The 16,064-nt window shown below is 40.9% G+C and carries 15 protein-coding genes and 1 riboswitch; of the genes, 6 read left to right on the forward strand and 9 right to left on the reverse strand.

Annotated features, from left to right (window positions below; translation table 11 throughout):
* Positions 1–19: 19 nt before the first annotated feature.
* The gene (locus ACIQCE_RS11715; protein ID WP_400495155.1) at positions 20–535 is read left to right on the forward strand and encodes a gamma carbonic anhydrase; all 516 of its coding nucleotides are present in this window, start codon (positions 20–22) and stop codon (positions 533–535) included.
* Between the two features lie 137 nt (positions 536–672).
* Here the strand turns inward: ACIQCE_RS11715 and asnB are convergent, their stop codons facing one another.
* Both asnB and metK read right to left on the reverse strand, forming a co-directional pair.
* Complete coding sequence (gene asnB, locus ACIQCE_RS11720; RefSeq protein WP_400495156.1) at positions 673–2,574, reverse strand: asparagine synthase (glutamine-hydrolyzing); 1,902 nt, start codon at positions 2,572–2,574, stop codon at positions 673–675.
* Between the two features lie 147 nt (positions 2,575–2,721).
* Positions 2,722–3,924: a methionine adenosyltransferase gene (gene metK, locus ACIQCE_RS11725; protein ID WP_353854867.1), complete on the reverse strand. Its 1,203-nt coding sequence runs from the start codon at positions 3,922–3,924 to the stop codon at positions 2,722–2,724.
* Positions 3,925–4,116: 192 nt separating this feature from the next.
* A riboswitch (SAM riboswitch) is annotated at positions 4,117–4,251 on the reverse strand.
* Between the two features lie 213 nt (positions 4,252–4,464).
* On the opposite strand from metK, the gene pckA reads away from it, so the two are divergent.
* Complete coding sequence (pckA, locus tag ACIQCE_RS11730; protein WP_400495157.1) at positions 4,465–6,051, forward strand: phosphoenolpyruvate carboxykinase (ATP); 1,587 nt, start codon at positions 4,465–4,467, stop codon at positions 6,049–6,051.
* Positions 6,052–6,083: 32 nt separating this feature from the next.
* Here the strand turns inward: pckA and ACIQCE_RS11735 are convergent, their stop codons facing one another.
* Genes ACIQCE_RS11735 through ACIQCE_RS11760 form a run of 6 tightly spaced genes read right to left on the reverse strand, consistent with a single transcriptional unit; the run spans position 6,084 to position 11,223 of the window.
* Positions 6,084–6,326: a DUF2584 domain-containing protein gene (locus ACIQCE_RS11735; protein WP_400495158.1), complete on the reverse strand. Its 243-nt coding sequence runs from the start codon at positions 6,324–6,326 to the stop codon at positions 6,084–6,086.
* A 39-nt stretch (positions 6,327–6,365) separates the two neighbouring features.
* On the reverse strand, positions 6,366–7,160 hold the full coding sequence (locus tag ACIQCE_RS11740) for an alpha/beta hydrolase family protein (protein WP_400495159.1): 795 nt from the start codon (positions 7,158–7,160) through the stop codon (positions 6,366–6,368).
* A gap of 26 nt (positions 7,161–7,186) precedes the next feature.
* Positions 7,187–8,668: a phytoene desaturase family protein gene (locus tag ACIQCE_RS11745; protein WP_400495160.1), complete on the reverse strand. Its 1,482-nt coding sequence runs from the start codon at positions 8,666–8,668 to the stop codon at positions 7,187–7,189.
* Positions 8,665–9,795 carry a glycosyltransferase family 2 protein gene (locus ACIQCE_RS11750; RefSeq protein WP_400495161.1) on the reverse strand — a complete coding sequence of 377 codons (1,131 nt, stop codon included), beginning with the start codon at positions 9,793–9,795 and terminating at the stop codon, positions 8,665–8,667. The genes ACIQCE_RS11745 and ACIQCE_RS11750 overlap by 4 nt, the downstream gene beginning before the upstream one ends.
* Complete coding sequence (locus ACIQCE_RS11755) at positions 9,780–10,526, reverse strand: lysophospholipid acyltransferase family protein (protein WP_400495162.1); 747 nt, start codon at positions 10,524–10,526, stop codon at positions 9,780–9,782. The genes ACIQCE_RS11750 and ACIQCE_RS11755 overlap by 16 nt, the downstream gene beginning before the upstream one ends.
* On the reverse strand, positions 10,495–11,223 hold the full coding sequence (locus ACIQCE_RS11760; RefSeq protein ID WP_400495163.1) for a carotenoid biosynthesis protein: 729 nt from the start codon (positions 11,221–11,223) through the stop codon (positions 10,495–10,497). Before ACIQCE_RS11760 ends, ACIQCE_RS11755 begins: the two co-directional genes overlap by 32 nt.
* Before the next feature lie 172 nt (positions 11,224–11,395).
* Here ACIQCE_RS11760 and ACIQCE_RS11765 point away from each other — a divergent pair, with 172 nt between their 5' ends.
* From ACIQCE_RS11765 to ACIQCE_RS11775, 3 genes are read left to right on the forward strand one after another with little or no spacing between them, the layout of a single operon-like run.
* Entirely contained in the window at positions 11,396–12,397 is a 1,002-nt protein-coding gene (locus tag ACIQCE_RS11765; RefSeq protein WP_400495164.1) for an ABC transporter substrate-binding protein, read from the forward strand.
* A 16-nt stretch (positions 12,398–12,413) separates the two neighbouring features.
* Positions 12,414–13,184, forward strand: coding sequence for an ABC transporter ATP-binding protein (locus ACIQCE_RS11770; protein ID WP_353854858.1), 771 nt, complete (start codon positions 12,414–12,416; stop codon positions 13,182–13,184).
* Between the two features lie 34 nt (positions 13,185–13,218).
* On the forward strand, positions 13,219–13,965 hold the full coding sequence (locus tag ACIQCE_RS11775; protein ID WP_400495183.1) for an ABC transporter permease: 747 nt from the start codon (positions 13,219–13,221) through the stop codon (positions 13,963–13,965).
* 202 nt (positions 13,966–14,167) lie between these two features.
* Here the strand turns inward: ACIQCE_RS11775 and ytkD are convergent, their stop codons facing one another.
* Positions 14,168–14,644: an RNA deprotection pyrophosphohydrolase gene (ytkD, locus tag ACIQCE_RS11780; protein ID WP_400495165.1), complete on the reverse strand. Its 477-nt coding sequence runs from the start codon at positions 14,642–14,644 to the stop codon at positions 14,168–14,170.
* 461 nt (positions 14,645–15,105) lie between these two features.
* Here ytkD and ACIQCE_RS11785 point away from each other — a divergent pair, with 461 nt between their 5' ends.
* On the forward strand, positions 15,106–15,897 hold the full coding sequence (locus tag ACIQCE_RS11785; RefSeq protein WP_400495184.1) for an AIM24 family protein: 792 nt from the start codon (positions 15,106–15,108) through the stop codon (positions 15,895–15,897).
* Positions 15,898–16,064 lie beyond the last annotated feature (167 nt).

The raw sequence follows: 16,064 nt of genomic DNA on the forward strand, positions 1-16,064 counted from the left end.
AAGAAAGGAAGTCGAAAAAGTGATTTATCCATATCATCAATTTACACCTGAGATTCATGAATCGGTCTTTGTAGCAGATAACACCATTATTACTGGCGATGTCACAATCGGAGAATATTCAAGCATTTGGTTCCAAACTGTCATCAGAGGCGATGTCGCTCCTGTGAGAATCGGAAAAAACGTCAATATTCAAGACTTGTCCTGTCTGCATCAAAGCCCTGGAAAACCACTTCTTATTGAAGATGGTGCTACAATTGGACACCAAGTCACATTACATAGCTCAATCATTCGAAAAAATGCCCTCATTGGTATGGGATCGATCATTCTCGATGGAGCGGAAATTGGTGAAGGAGCCTTTATCGGTGCAGGCAGTCTTGTCCCGCAAGGAAAGGTCATCCCAAACGGTACACTCGCTTTTGGTCGTCCAGCCAAAGTCGTTCGCACATTAACAGACGAAGACATTCAGGATATGGATCGTATCCGTAGAGAATATGTAGAAAAAGGACAATATTATCGTTCCCTTTTATCCCGCTAAGACAATGCTGTTATCTTCACTTTATCATGTTTTTTTCAGGATATTAAGCAATAACTATGTACCGCTTGTTATTTTACCCTGATTTAAACTTTCTATCATGACAAAAAAGGTTTTCAGCACATAGCTGAAAACCTTTTTCATGAACTAAAAATGACTTCTTTTGGTTGATGATTCAACTGTTCAGGGTCAATACTGCGCTCTACATATATGCTGTACCAGATCATAAAGATTAAGACCGTCCAAATCTTACGGCTATGATCTGCTTTACCAGCACAATGTTCATTTAATAGATCAAGTACATATTCTTTGTTAATATACTCATCTGTTTGACTATTTTGAATGATATCTTTCGCCCAAGCATTCATTTCATTTTTCAGCCAATGACGAATTGGTACAGGGAATCCTAGTTTTTTACGATTTAACACATGATCTGGTACAATACCCTCTGCTGCTTTACGCAACAAGTATTTAGTTGTGCCATCTTTCGTTTTGAGCTCTTCAGGAATTTTAGAAGCCGCTTCAAATACAACCTTATCCAGAAACGGAACACGAAGCTCAAGAGAATTGGCCATGGTCATCTTATCTGCTTTTAGCAATATGTCACCGCGCATCCAAGTATGGATATCAACATATTGCATTTTGTTAATATCACTGTATCCCGCACTTTCCTCGAAGTATGTCTTTGTGACATCACGATACGTTACGTTTGGATCATATTGTTTTAACAGGTTTTTCTTCACTGGCTCTTCAAAGATTTTCGCATTTCCGATATAACGCTCTTCTAATGGTGTACAACCACGGATGATGAAGCTTTTTCCTTTCATTCCTTCTGGCATCAAACGCGCCAAACGAAGAAGTAGCTTTTTCAGCATAGATGGAACAGATTCAAATGGTTTTAAGGAAAGCGGCTCGCGGTAAATATTGTATCCACCGAATAGCTCGTCTGCTCCCTCACCAGATAGAACAACTGTCACTTGTTTTTTCGCTTCTTTTGCAACGAAATAAAGCGGAATCGCCGCTGGATCAGCTAAAGGATCATCCAAGTGCCAAACAATCTTTGGAAGCTCGTTCATATATTCCTCTGGGGAAATGACTGCACTAAAATTTTGCAAACCGAGCTTATCGGCTGTTTCCTTTGCCACATCAACCTCACTGAAACCATCTTGCTGGAAGCCAACAGAGAACGTTTTCAGCTCAGGGTGAAATTCCTTTGCAACAGACACAATGAAAGAAGAATCGATACCGCCTGATAGGAATGAACCAACAGGTACATCACTTCTCATATGCACTTTCACAGAATCATAGATGGCATCTCTTACTTCTTCTATTAATTTTTGCTCTTGTGTTTGTTCAGGCTTGAATTGGACTTTCCAGTATGTTTTAAATTGAATTTCTTGACCAGGACGCAATGTAAACTGATGACCCGGCTCTACTTTTTGCACTTTTTGATCAAGTGTATTTGGCTCAGGAACAAATTGGAAAGACATATATTGCTGCAAGGCTGTCTCATCAAATAAAATGTTCTCATTTACAGCCATAAGGCTTTTGCGTTCAGAAGCAAAGTACACTCGATCATCCATTTGTGTAAAATAAAGTGGTTTAATTCCAAAAGGATCTCTTGCGCCATATAGTAGCTGCGCTTCTTTATCCCAAATGAGAAACGCAAACATTCCACGAAGCTTAGAAGCCGCTTCTTCTTTATAATGACGATATGTAGCAAGAAGCACTTCAGTATCAGAATCTGTACTGAATGTATAGCCCATTTTCACAAGCTCTTCCTTTAACTCCACATAATTGTAAATCTCTCCGTTAAAAATAATCCAATACTTCTCATCTTCATAAGAAAGCGGCTGCTTTCCATGTTCCACATCTATAATACTTAAACGTCTAAATCCAAATCCTACATGCTCATCATGATAGTATCCCTCATCATCCGGACCACGATGAACGATGAGGCGATTCATTTGTTGAATTAACTCTTCCTGTTCTGTCGTTTCGGACAATGGACGGTGATTCAATACACCAACAAACCCACACATATTATTGCCTCCACATTATGTTATTTCTTAATAGTAGACCTATAATTAGACAGTCTTTTGACTCATTTCGTTTCACATTTTCAAACTTTTTGTTGAATTTTTTTCACCAAAAGGAAAACCGCTTAAAATAAGCGGTTTAATATGTTGTTATAGTCCTAATGCTTCCTTGCGAAGCGTGTCGGCCTTATCTGTTTTTTCCCATGGTAGATCTAAATCGTGTCGGCCAAAATGTCCGTATGCAGCCGTTTGTTTATAAATAGGACGGCGCAGATCAAGCATTTTGATAATGCCAGCCGGACGCAGATCAAAGTTTGCACGAACCACTTCAATTAACTTCTCTTCAGAAGCTTTTCCTGTTCCGAACGTATCAATAGAAATGGACACAGGCTGAGCTACACCAATGGCATAGGCAAGTTGCACTTCACAAGATTCTGCAAGTCCAGCTGCTACAATGTTTTTCGCTACATAACGAGCAGCGTATGCTGCAGAACGGTCAACCTTCGTTGCATCTTTACCTGAGAAAGCGCCGCCGCCATGACGAGCGTAACCGCCATACGTATCCACGATGATTTTCCGTCCAGTTAAACCAGCATCACCTTGAGGTCCGCCGATAACGAAACGACCTGTTGGATTAATAAAGTATTTCGTATTTTCATCCATCAATTCACTTGGAACCACAGGGCGGATGACATGCTCTTTCAAGTCGCTTTGAATTTGTTCAAGCGTCACTTCTGGTGCATGCTGTGTAGAGATGACGACTGTGTCAATGCGAGCTGGTTTGTTTTGTTCATCATATTCAACTGTTACTTGTGTTTTTCCGTCAGGACGAAGGTATGAAAGCGTTCCATCCTTGCGCACTTCAGTTAAGCGGCGAGATAATTTATGTGCTAGTGAAATTGGTAGCGGCATCAGCTCTTCTGTTTCATTGTTTGCAAAACCAAACATTAGCCCTTGGTCACCTGCACCGATCGCATCAATTTCTTCTTCAGTCATTGTTCCTTCACGTGCTTCAAGCGCTTTGTCTACGCCTTGTGCAATGTCAGCTGACTGTTCATCAATTGATGTAAGAACCGCACATGTTTCCGCATCAAAACCATATTTCGCACGTGTGTAGCCAATTTCCTTAATGGTGTCACGTACTGTCTTTGGAATATCAACATAGGTAGATGTTGTAATCTCACCGCTTACTAATACGAGACCGGTTGTGACAGAAGTTTCACAAGCAACACGTGCATTTGGATCTTTCTTTAAAATTTCATCTAAAATGCTGTCTGAAATTTGATCACAGATTTTATCTGGATGTCCTTCTGTTACTGATTCTGAAGTAAATAAACGACGATTTTGACTCATAATGGCAATTCCTCCTGTACAAGACCACATCCTCCCAAGATGGGGCCTTCATATGATACGGAACTCGTTCCCTCTTATAGAAAAACGTTTATATTAGAGATGTTATTGGCAATTTGTACATATGATATCCCAAAAATAAAAAAACCATTTCCTTCAATGCGAGGAAAGGGTCTGATATCTGCATGCCTTTCACTCTTATCGCTCAAGGTGTTCTTGTACCTTGCATCAGGTTAGCACCTTGGTTTCTCAGCATGTTCATGCCTTTGTTATAAGAAACCGGTTGCTGGGCTTCATCGGGCCTGTCCCTCCACCAACTCGGGATAAGAGTATCCGTTCAATAAAATATCTTATCTTAACCCTTCTATGCTGTCAATGCTTCTAAAGAATTATCTCTCCTCTTTATTAGCTTGACCAAAAAGCATATTTTCATGGCAGAAATGAAAAAACACACACAAAAATATCTAAATAGTATAGACTATTATTATCAATGTGTTATACTAATCAAAACAAACAAATTCAACGGTAAAGGAAGGGTTTTTTATGAACTCAGTGGATTTAAAAGAAGATTTGCAGTCATTGCTCTCATTAGAAAATACGCATCAAAATTTATCTGTTCCGAAGCTTGTTGAAAAGATTTTGGCACGCAATGAAGGCGTTTTAACATCAACAGGAGCTGTCCGAGCCACAACAGGTGCGTATACTGGACGTTCTCCTAAAGATAAATTTATCGTAAAAGAAGAAAGCTCTGAGCATAAAATCGATTGGGGTCATGTGAACCAGCCTATCTCCAAGGACGCATTTGATCGTTTATATACAAAGGTTGTGTCATACTTAAGAGAACGTGATGAACTATTTGTATTTGAAGGGTTTGCCGGCGCTGACAAACGATACCGCATGCCGATTACAGTTGTAAACGAATTTGCATGGCATAACCTATTTGCAAAACAACTTTTTATCAGACCGGACGGTTCTACACCATCATCAAATGAGAAGCCTTTTACCATCTTATCTGCACCTCACTTTAAAGCAGACCCTGAAAGAGATGGAACAAACTCTGAAACCTTTATTATCGTCTCTTTTGAAAAACGGACGATTCTAATTGGTGGAACTGAATATGCGGGTGAAATGAAGAAATCGATTTTCTCTGTGATGAACTATCTGCTTCCTGAACAAGATATTCTTTCCATGCACTGCTCAGCAAACGTTGGTCAAGAAGGTGATGTTGCATTATTCTTTGGTCTTTCTGGTACTGGGAAAACCACCCTTTCCGCAAGTGCAAGCCGCAAGTTGATCGGTGACGATGAGCATGGCTGGTCTGGAACAGGTGTCTTTAATATCGAAGGCGGGTGTTATGCAAAATGTGTGAACTTAAGTGAAGAAAAAGAACCACAAATTCACAAGGCAATCCGCTTCGGTTCAGTCCTTGAAAATGTTGTGCTCGATGAAGAAACGCGCGAAGCTGATTATGATAACACGTTCTTTACTGAAAATACACGTGCTGCTTATCCAATCGAAATGATTGATAATATCGTCAAACCAAGTATCGCAGGTCATCCATCCGCTATTGTCTTTTTAACGGCTGATGCATTTGGCGTCTTGCCTCCAATCAGCCGGCTAACAAAAGAACAAGCAATGTATCATTTCTTAAGCGGTTATACTAGTAAACTAGCAGGAACGGAACGTGGTGTGACTTCACCAGAAACAACGTTCTCAACTTGCTTCGGTTCACCATTTTTACCACTTCCAGCTCACGTATATGCAGAAATGCTCGGCAAAAAAATTGATGAGCATGGTGCAAAAGTATTCCTTGTGAATACAGGTTGGACTGGTGGCGGCTATGGGTCGGGCAAACGAATGAACCTTGCACACACAAGAGCGATGGTTCAAGCAGCCATTGAAGGCGACCTTGACCATGCAGAAATGGTCACTGATGACATTTTTGGATTGCACATTCCGCTTCATATTCCTGGCGTGCCAGATGAAGTACTTCAACCAGCCAAAACATGGGCAGACCCTGAAGCATATCAAGAAAAAGCACGTTTCCTTGCCAATGAATTTAAAAAGAACTTCAAAAAATTCAGCCATGCAACAAGTGATATTGAAGCAAAAGGCGGACCACTCGTTTAAACAGACGAAAGCTGAGGGAATCCTCAGCTTTTTTAATTCGTTGAATGTAATGAAATAAGGCGGTAAGTCACCTTTGTTACATTATCTGTCAGTTCTAGTTTTTCAACATGAGCTGTTCCTGTTTTTTCTCCGGCTTTCGTTTTCCGCACCTCAAGCGGAATGTTTAACGGATAAATGCGGTACCCTTCCTTCATGAGCTCAAACACATTCTCTTCAATTCTTGTCTCTTTTCCTTTTGTGACAATCATTGTATTAAATTCAATAGGCATTCCCATAACGAAAATCCCCCTACTTTCTATATTTCTTTCTAGCATTTATTTTACCATATTTCCGCTTTTTCGGCTGTGCATCCATGTTGACAGCCGTCTGACAATCTCTCGATTATGTTGCGGGGGGAAATAATGATTGTATCCATGGAAATACCATGTCTCCACAGACTTTCCATGCTTACGTAATGCTTCCTCCAATAAATACGCATGCTCAATCGAAACATTCTGATCCTGTTCTCCATGAATAATTAAAACAGGTGCTTCGATTTGATCCACGACATTCAGGGGGGTTCTCACCTCGTATTCCTCTGGTACTTTATGAGGCGGACCGCCAATCACACGCTTCATCATTCTTCTCATATCAACACGTTCTTCATAAGTGAGCTTCATATCACTCACGCCTCCCCATGAAACAAAGGATGCGGCCTTCTCCTTCATTTCAACAGCCGTCCAAATCCCCATCATACCGCCACGAGAAAAGCCAAAAATATGGATACGGTCTTTTTTCACCTTAGGATGATGCTTCAAAAGCTGAAATGCAGCAAAAGCATCTTGCCTGTCCTCTCCTGCAAAATCTTCGTTGCCTTCGCCCCCCTGATTTCCGCGATAAAAAGGAGCAAACACAACAAAGCCTTGCGCTGCAAATTGCACGATTCTCCCTGGCCTGACCATCCCGACATTTTTAATGCCGCCTCTTAAATAGAGAAAGCCATCATAAGTGCCATCTTCTGTTGGTTCTGCGAGTAGCCCTTTTATCCGGAGTCCATCTGCCTTATACGTCACTGAGTATAAGTGAATATTCGGATGGGGTGAAGGAAACCTTCTTTTTGCCACAATCACTCGTTGTCTCTCCTTTTCATTCTTCGTTACTCGTATTGTCTCGTAATCGCTTCTGCGACTAGCTGTCCTGATTTTGTAACAATCGGGGTCCCGCCTCCAGGATGACTTGTCCCTCCTACAAACCAAAGCCCTTCAATATCCTTTGATTTATTATTGATTCGAAAGAACGCTTGCTTAAAAGAATTTGAGGACATGCCGTAAATGGCTCCTTGATAAGCGCCGGTTTTCTGCTGCAAGTCAAGCGGCGTTTGAACAGCCTCATACTCTACAAGCTCTTCAATATCAAAAAAACCTTTTTCCTTTAATTTTGTTTTGATATGCTGACGATATGTCTCCTTTAGCATGTCCCAATCTTGCTCTTTTGTCACATAAGGCGCATTTGCCAATACAAAAAAGTTACTTCTATCTGTTCCCCCGCTCAAATCCGGTTCAGAATGGCCTGAATAGCAAATGTAAAGCGTCGGATCACTCGGCAATTGCTTTCGCTGGAAGATATCCTTGAATTCCTGCTCATAATTCTCAGGGAAGAACACATTATGATGAGAAAGCTGTTCATATACTCTAGGCACACCAAGTAAGAGGACAAAGCCAGATAAAGATGGCTCTATTTTCGACAGTTTTTGATTAAGATAACTCGGACGATCTTTTTCAGCGATTAGCTGCCGGTATACGGTGAGCGCATCTGCTCCCGCAATGACTTGATCTGCTTCATACATTTTTTGCCCCGTCTCAACTCCCTGGATACGCCGATCTGTTACATGAATTGTTTTCACTTGCTCGTTTACATGAATCTGTACACCTAATTCCTTCGCCAATGTTTCAAAAGCTTCAACTAATCGATATGTACCGCCCTTCACCCCATAAATGCCCTTTTCCCCTTCTAAATACGCCATCATATTAAAAATCGCTGGTGCTTCATATGGTGATGAACCAATATATGTTGCATAACGCCCAAACATAGCCAGTGTATGGGGATGACGAAAATATTGACGCAGCAGCCGCTGAACGGATGTAAAAGGTTTAACAGCAAGAAATGCTTTCATCAACTTCATATCCGTCTTATCCTTCCATGTCAATAACAAACGATTTAAAAACTGATCCTCTGCTAATTGAAACAACCTCTTTGATTCACGTAAAAATGCGCGATATTGCTTTGCATCCTCTGGACTAAATTGGGCAATTTGTGTTTCCATCTGCTCTATATGCGGCGTAAGCTCGACAGTATGACCATCTGAAAAAAAGTTTTTTGCAAGCGGGTAAATGGGATAAAATGTCACATAATCTTCCATTCGTCTATGACAGGCTGTGAATACCTCTTCAAAATACGCCTTCATCGTGATGGTACTTGGCCCCAAATCAAAAGAGTATCCTTCTCCTTTGTGGCGCTGTAACTTCCCGCCAAGAGCTGCTTCTTTTTCAAGAATGGTGACTTGAAACCCACTTGACTGCAGGCGAATTGCAGCCGATAATCCGCCTAGACCTCCACCAATGATGATGACTTTTTTCATTCATATCTTCTTCCCTTCCATACATATCCTTCTTTTTTCAGCCCGATCTTTATAGAGGCAATGCCAATGGCGATCAATGTCAGAATGCTAAGTGGTAATAAAAAAGCCATAGCGGACGTCCTGCCATTCTCTATATCAATCGTAGCTTTTATTGATACACCTAGTCCGTAGCAAAGAATGGCTAAACAGATGTTCGTAAAATCCACTTGGACCAGTGCGATCAGCAGACAAATGACTGGAGCCAAATAAAGTATGGTGTATAAGCAAAAGACACCACTTAATAAAGCAATATTCCGATTCACACCAGGAAATATGTTTTTGCGGTAGCCTTCCCATACTTCCTGTCCATTTTCATACATTCTCATATAAACAAATGGATGGATACTGGCAAGCGTAAACGGATACCCCATTTGCTTCACGCGTCTTGCAAGTGCCATATCATCTACAAGCGAATCTTTAATCGCTTCATGACCGCCAACTGCAAGATAACAGTCCTTTTCAATAGCAATAAAACCGCCATGAGCTGCTGCAAAATGAGGATTGTTGGATGTGCTTACCCACTTAACCGGTAGATGACAACCAATCGTAAACATCATCATTGGGACCACCAGATGCTCAAGAAAAGTGCCTGTTTTTTGCTCTGGGAAGCCTGAAAGCATCCCCGTTTTTTGAATGCACAACTGCTTGTATACTGCCTCAACTGCTCCCGTCTTTAACCTCACATCTGCATCTAAAAATAGCAACCAATTAGACGACGCCTCCTCAGCTAACTGAAAACACGCATATGATTTACCAAGCCACCCCTGCGGTAATGTTTTACCCGATTTCACATAAATCCATGGATACGTTTTTGCGTAACGTTCTACGATGGCTCTTGTCTGATCCGTTGAATGATCATCAAGCACAATGAGCTCCTTCGGCAAAACACGCTGATTAACGATAGATTGAAGACAGGCTTCAATCCGTTTTTCCTCGTTTCTTGCTGGGATGAGAATCGACAATGGTATATTCTCATCAGAAGAAGGAGAAGAAACTGGCTCCAAGGTAGGAAACTGCTTTACATTCCATATCGTGAAGATGAATTGACAGAGAAGAAAAACACAAATCACGATTAAGAAGATCGCCATGTTTTCACCCACTTTTTAAAGGAATCAAACACATCACTTGTTGAAAGACTTGTTCTCGTCATCTGCACAAATTCTTTGTTCGATGAAAAGTCCGGATCAGCAATGACATGTGCTTGATGCGTATTTAACTGGTTTTCAAGCAAATTTGACAACATATGAGTCACTTCCTTTTTCCGAAGTGACTCTCCAGATAAAATTGCATCTTCTCCGAACACGACTGATACCGTCGGTTTTTGAAATTGATTAAACGTATAATGCAAGGTCACAGGCTTTACCACGACCTTATCAAATTGTCTCACTAAAAAAGAAGCCCCGCCTTCCAGTTCAAGCGGTCTCGCATCTTGATGCATGATTTTTCCTTGTGGAAAAAGCCATACAGCAGCACCAGTCTCCATTTTGTCTTTTGCCGTCATCAATGCTTGTTTGACACTTTTAAGCTCCTCCTTATGAACTGGAAACGCACCAAGTTTACGGAAAAATTGATACTGCTTTAACTGCTTCTCCTCCATCATCATATAATGATCTAGATTAGAAACTTTTTCCGTTAAAAGAAAAATGATCAGTCCATCCCACCACGAGCTGTGATTTGCAATATAAAGAACAGGAAGCTTCTCCTTCGGATCAATCCTTCCTTTCAACATCAGACAGCGGAAATGCTTGTTTAGTAAGTATCGTTTGATATATATATAAAAGACTCGTCTAAACGAACGGCTTTTGTCGCTTTCTTTCAAATTGAACCCTTCCTTCACACAAAATGACAATGACAAGCGCTAGATAAAAAATCACATCTAAGTCGCTCTTTAATGCTAGAAGACCGAAAAAAAGCACCATCGCCTGATAAATGCGACTCGTCCAGTGCAGTGCCTTTCGATCAATAGATACAAGCGGAAAAATAAAAGAGAGACTTGCCCCAATCATACCCCAGCTAACAAAATTCTCAAAAGGAATACCAAAAAAACCGCCACCATCATACCAAATCCAAAATTTCCGCTCAGCGGCAACTGGGTCTAATATGAGATCAAGTAGCACAATCCAAATGCCCGTTTCAATGGCTCGTTTCCATTTCGCATCTTGTCTAGATAAAAAAAGACTATTAAGAAAAACCCCTACCCATGCAAAGGCAATCGTTAATGGAACCCCTGCTACAAGAAAACCTAAGGTCGGATAGTAATCATAGGCACCAAACGGAAATCCTGTTTTGACCCCTACCCATTCAACCGTAAACGTCAGAAGCCCAACAATGGCTGCTTTTTTTACGACAATTCTCCAACGCCCATAAATGTTCCGGCCTATCTCCATGACGCAACATGCGTACAAAACAAGAAATATACCGTTGGCAAACTGGAGCCATGCAGGGACTTCAAAAAACACCATTAATAAAAGACCAATAATATACCAGCCGACAAACATCCAACTAACTCTATACACCAAACCGCTCCTTTTTCTACCAAATGCAAGAAAAGCAATCATGCTTCCAGTATAGAAAAAAAGACACGTTCTATAAATATTAAATGCGCTTCCTTCTTCATCTAGGCACTCACCAAAACTCCTTTTTGACATACTTTAATTAGTGATCTAGAAAAAAGGAGGCGAATTACTCTTGAATCGTTCCATCAAAGTGAGACTCGCATTCATATTCATAGTCCTGCTCTTTATTCCATTTGTCGCCTGTCAAAAAGAACAAGAGCAAACCGTACAAGTAGCCGAGGTCACTCATTCAGTGTTTTATGCACCCCTTTACGTGGCATTATCAAAAGAATTCTTTCAGGAAGAACAGCTCGATGTTGTGGTTAAAACCACATGGGGTGGCGACAAAACCATGACCGCACTCTTATCTGGAGGCGCCAATATTGCCCTAACCGGATCTGAGTCCTCAATTTATGTTGAGTCACAAGGATCAAAAGACTCTGTCATCAACTTTGCACAGCTCACACAAACAGATGGCACATTTCTTGTCTCAAAAGAAAAAGTCACTCACTTCTCTTGGGATATGTTGAAAGGGAAAGAATTTCTAGGACAACGGAAAGGCGGCATGCCACAAATGGTCGGTGAATATGTCCTAAAAAAGGAAGGCATTGATACAAAAAAGGATGTACGCATGATTCAAAATATTGACTTCGCAAATATTTCCGGTGCCTTTTCCTCTGGAACTGGTGACTTTGTTCAGTTATTTGAGCCGGCTGCCTCCTTAATTGAAAAAGAGGGCAAAGGCTACATTATCGCCTCCTTTGGAGAAGCTTCTGGCAAAGTACCGTATACCACCTTCATGGCTAAAAAGAGTTACTTAGAAGAAAACAAAGAGACGGCAGAAGCCTTTACTCGTGCCATTTACAAAGCCCAACAATGGGTAGAAACAAAGAGTCCTGAAGAAATTGCCAAGACAATTCAATCCCATTTCCCTGATACGGAACTTGATATTTTAACGACAGCCATCAAACGCTACAAGCAGCAACAGTCATATGCCACAAATCCCCTTTTGAATGAAAAAGAGTGGAACAAATTACAAGAAATCATGAAGGCGAGCGGCGAATTGCCACAATATATTCCATACAAACAGCTTGTAGATCCATCCATTGCGAAGAAGGTCACAGACAACAAATAATATAAGGAGGTAGCACATGTCTTTCCTTCAAATTGACCATGTGACCCATACGTATTACTCTTTAAAAGAAAAAACAACGGCCATTCAGCACATCAATATGGACATCGCACAAGGTGAATTCATCTCATTTATCGGCCCTAGCGGCTGTGGAAAAACAACGTTGCTGTCTATTATCGCAGGGATTACTCCCCCCTCTGAAGGCCGAATTTTGATCGAAGGGAAGGAACCCAATCAAAAGGAGCACCAAATCGGCTATATGCTCCAGCAAGATTATTTATTCCCTTGGAAAACCATCAAAGAAAACGTCATTCTCGGTTTAAAAATTGCCAAACAAGATTCACATGAAGCCATCGAGACAGCACTTAGTTTATTGCCAAAACTTGGACTGCATCATGTGGAGTCGAAATACCCAAAGGAGCTGTCAGGAGGAATGAGACAACGTGCAGCACTTGCACGAACGCTTGCAGTTGATCCCGGACTCCTCTTACTAGATGAGCCATTCTCAGCACTAGACTATCAAACCAAACTGACTTTAGAAGACCTCGTTTTTCACACATTAAAAAACTATCAAAAAACCGCGGTACTCGTCACCCATGATATTGGAGAAGCCATTGCCATGAGTGATCGGATATACTTATTTTCAAAGCACCCCGGCTCTATCCAGCGGATTTTCACAGTTCCTGAAGACCTGAGAGCCCTCTCTCCGTTTGAAGCCAGACAGTCTTCAAACTTTCAAAAGCTCTTTCAAACCATTTGGAAGGAGCTGAAATCAGTTGAAGCACAGTGACCTTTTACATGAAGCGTATCGAAAAAAGCATCGCATGGATAAACGAATCACACGCCTATATCAGCTCATCATTTTTGTTAGCTTCTTTTCACTTTGGGAGCTTGCCAGCCGTGTAAGGCTCATTGATCCGCTGATCTTTAGTTCACCATCTTCCGTCTGCCAGTTGTTTTTACAAAAAATATCAGATGGATCATTAATCAATCACATGAGTATTACTTTGTTTGAAACAGTCCTAGGATTTCTTCTTGGCACTTTTTGCGGTATTCTTCTTGCTGCCGCTTTATGGTGGTCAACCCGACTGGCTAATGTCCTTGATCCTTATTTAGTCATTTTAAACGCCATGCCAAAAGTCGCTCTCGCTCCTATCTTAATTGTTGCACTTGGTCCTGGCATGATCAGCATTGTGGCAATGGGAGCGATCATCAGTGTCATTATTACAACCATCGTCATTTACACAGCCTTTCAAGAAGTGGATGAAAATTATTTGAAAGTCATGAAAACATTTGGTGCGAATAAAAGAGTGGTCTTTCAGGAGGTTATGTTGCCTGCAAGTATTCCAACGATGATCTCCGCCATTAAAGTCAATGTTGGACTTTCATGGGTCGGTGTGATCGTGGGAGAATTTTTAGTTTCCTCTAAAGGTCTAGGTTACATGATCATTTACGGATTCCAAGTCTTTAACTTTACACTTGTGTTTTTAAGTCTTTTCATCATCGCCATATTTGCCACCATTATGTACCAACTGGTCGAATGGCTCGAGCGCCGCTTTCTTCAAAAATAAAACAATCTGAAGCAATAAAAAAACACCTTTAAGTTGAAAATCGGGTATAGAATACCTGAATACAATTTGAAGGTGTTTTTTGTATGAAGATGCAAGCATAAAAGAAGAGGCTGTTCAAATGAAACAACCAGTCACCGAAAGAGTTTCGACAACTGGCTGTTTCATAAAGGTATTTTAATCCCTGTCTCAAAAACGGGATTTTTTAAGGAATAAAACCGTTATGTTCTAAATATTCCAGACTCTTCTTCAATACATCATCCTTCATAATAAAGCTGAAATTTTTATTTTTTGCGATTGATCTTGGTAAGTCAGTGAAAAGAACGGGTCCTTTCGTTTCATAATACGTGTCTTGCTGCTCCAGCCTTTCAATATCAGCGAAATATATATTCTTGACAATGACCTTCTCTTTGCCAAGCACTTGATATTGACCAATATACGTTAATTCACGAACAACAGCACCCGTCTCTTCATGAATCTCCCGTATAGCGGCTTCGTCAGCTTCTTCATTCGGCTCCACTTTACCTCCTGGAAACTCAAAGCCTCGATCCTCATGTTCAGTCAGCAACCATTTCCCTTGGTAACGGCAAATGGCCCATACATGCTTAGGATGACTTGAAAAAGGCCTCTCTTCAAAAGAGAGCTTGACCGTATTATGGTAATAGTCTTTAAATACATGCATGTCAAATCCCTCATATCCTGCCTTTGTTCTTGTAAAACATCATACCATAGATCACATTTCTCTGAAGAATTTTTATCAAAAGTGAAACAAACGAGCGGGGCAATTTCGTCTGTATCTTCAATTAGGTATCTTGTTAAAACGTCTTTATCATCTCCATATCTATCCATTTTTAATCGTAGAACTTTAGGAAGCTGCATAAGGAACAAATAGGTCAAAACAAGAAAAAATCAAGATCATCTAAAAAAGAAGCTGTCTCTCATGAAGTAAAATGCATATGTACGCATTTCAACTCAATGATCACATCAGTAACAGAGAATTATTCTTATTGCACGTCCATCATTTGCCACGAGATCTTCATGAATGGAGAGTCACCGCCATTGGACAAGGGACAACAAAGAATTGAAAGGATTTATGCCACTTGTATGGATTCACATTTTGAAGCAGAAAAGGAGCAGGCACATATGGGATTTCATTTCAATACAATAGAGGAACTGACCTTACAAGCAGAAGGCAGCGGCATCTTTTTTGCCAAAAAAGGGGCTATGATTGCAGACCAAGGAACCTTCCAATATCGCAAACGATTACTGGGAACCAACAAAGGTAATATGGTCAGTCAAGTAGTTAACCATATAAGCAGGAAATTAACAGGCGAAAACCTTGAAATGATGGAAGTAAGTGGACAAGGTACTTGCTATTTGGCTGATTCAAGTGAGCACGTAACAGTGATCAATCTCGAGCCCAGCGGTCCTTGGCAATATGTCTGTGTGGAAAGTGAGGATTTGCTTGCATTTACTGAGCAATGCCACTATGGAGTGACGCCAGTAGGGGTCGGTATTTTATCTCAAAAAGGACTGTTCACCTCAAAGCTCTCCTATCAGGACTATGGGGCACAAGTAGCGATTAAAACCACTGGGAATCCGCTTATTATAAAAGCACCATGCCGAGTAGACCCTGATGCCATTGTTGCATGGACAGGCAAAGCACCGAAAGTCAAATTAGATGTGAACTGGAAAACCTTCATTGGACAAACTTCTGGCGAGTCGTATTTATTTGAATTTCAAGAGCCGGGTCAAATTGTCATGATTCAGCCATTTGAGAGAAAATCCGGTGTACGGGTTGGAATTGATGATCATCACTACCAACCTCAACCCCAAAGCTCATCACATGAAATGAGCAATTCAATTCAGACGCAACAAGAGAACAGGGGCGGCATCTCAGACCTTATCGGCGGCTTCTTACAACAACGTAAATAAAAGCATGTAGGAAAATCCACATACCCCAAATTGTTGACAAAGGGCTAAAATAAACATGATTTCAGCCCTTTGTCTTCTTTTTAGTGTTCAAAAAATCCCATTGAAGTCTAGGAAAGTGAGCACCAACATTCAAGACCTGACAACCAAATGCGAGGGTACACGCTTTT

The organism is Bacillus sp. NPDC093026, from assembly GCF_044754665.1.
Taxonomy (GTDB): Bacteria; Bacillota; Bacilli; order Bacillales; family Bacillaceae; genus Bacillus; species Bacillus maqinnsis.

What these genes read in the sequence shown, in the direction of transcription:
- ACIQCE_RS11750 (WP_400495161.1), bottom strand. Translation starts at nt 9,795, where the DNA reads ATGGCGATCTTCTTAATCGTGATTTGTGTTTTTCTTCTCTGTCAATTC.
- metK (WP_353854867.1), bottom strand. Translation starts at nt 3,924, where the DNA reads ATGAGTCAAAATCGTCGTTTATTTACTTCAGAATCAGTAACAGAAGGA.
- ACIQCE_RS11770 (WP_353854858.1), top strand. Translation starts at nt 12,414, where the DNA reads ATGTCTTTCCTTCAAATTGACCATGTGACCCATACGTATTACTCTTTA.
- ytkD (WP_400495165.1), bottom strand. Translation starts at nt 14,644, where the DNA reads ATGCATGTATTTAAAGACTATTACCATAATACGGTCAAGCTCTCTTTT.
- ACIQCE_RS11775 (WP_400495183.1), top strand. Translation starts at nt 13,219, where the DNA reads ATGGATAAACGAATCACACGCCTATATCAGCTCATCATTTTTGTTAGC.
- asnB (WP_400495156.1), bottom strand. Translation starts at nt 2,574, where the DNA reads ATGTGTGGGTTTGTTGGTGTATTGAATCACCGTCCATTGTCCGAAACG.
- ACIQCE_RS11745 (WP_400495160.1), bottom strand. Translation starts at nt 8,668, where the DNA reads ATGAAAAAAGTCATCATCATTGGTGGAGGTCTAGGCGGATTATCGGCT.
- ACIQCE_RS11735 (WP_400495158.1), bottom strand. Translation starts at nt 6,326, where the DNA reads ATGGGAATGCCTATTGAATTTAATACAATGATTGTCACAAAAGGAAAA.
- pckA (WP_400495157.1), top strand. Translation starts at nt 4,465, where the DNA reads ATGAACTCAGTGGATTTAAAAGAAGATTTGCAGTCATTGCTCTCATTA.
- ACIQCE_RS11785 (WP_400495184.1), top strand. Translation starts at nt 15,106, where the DNA reads ATGGGATTTCATTTCAATACAATAGAGGAACTGACCTTACAAGCAGAA.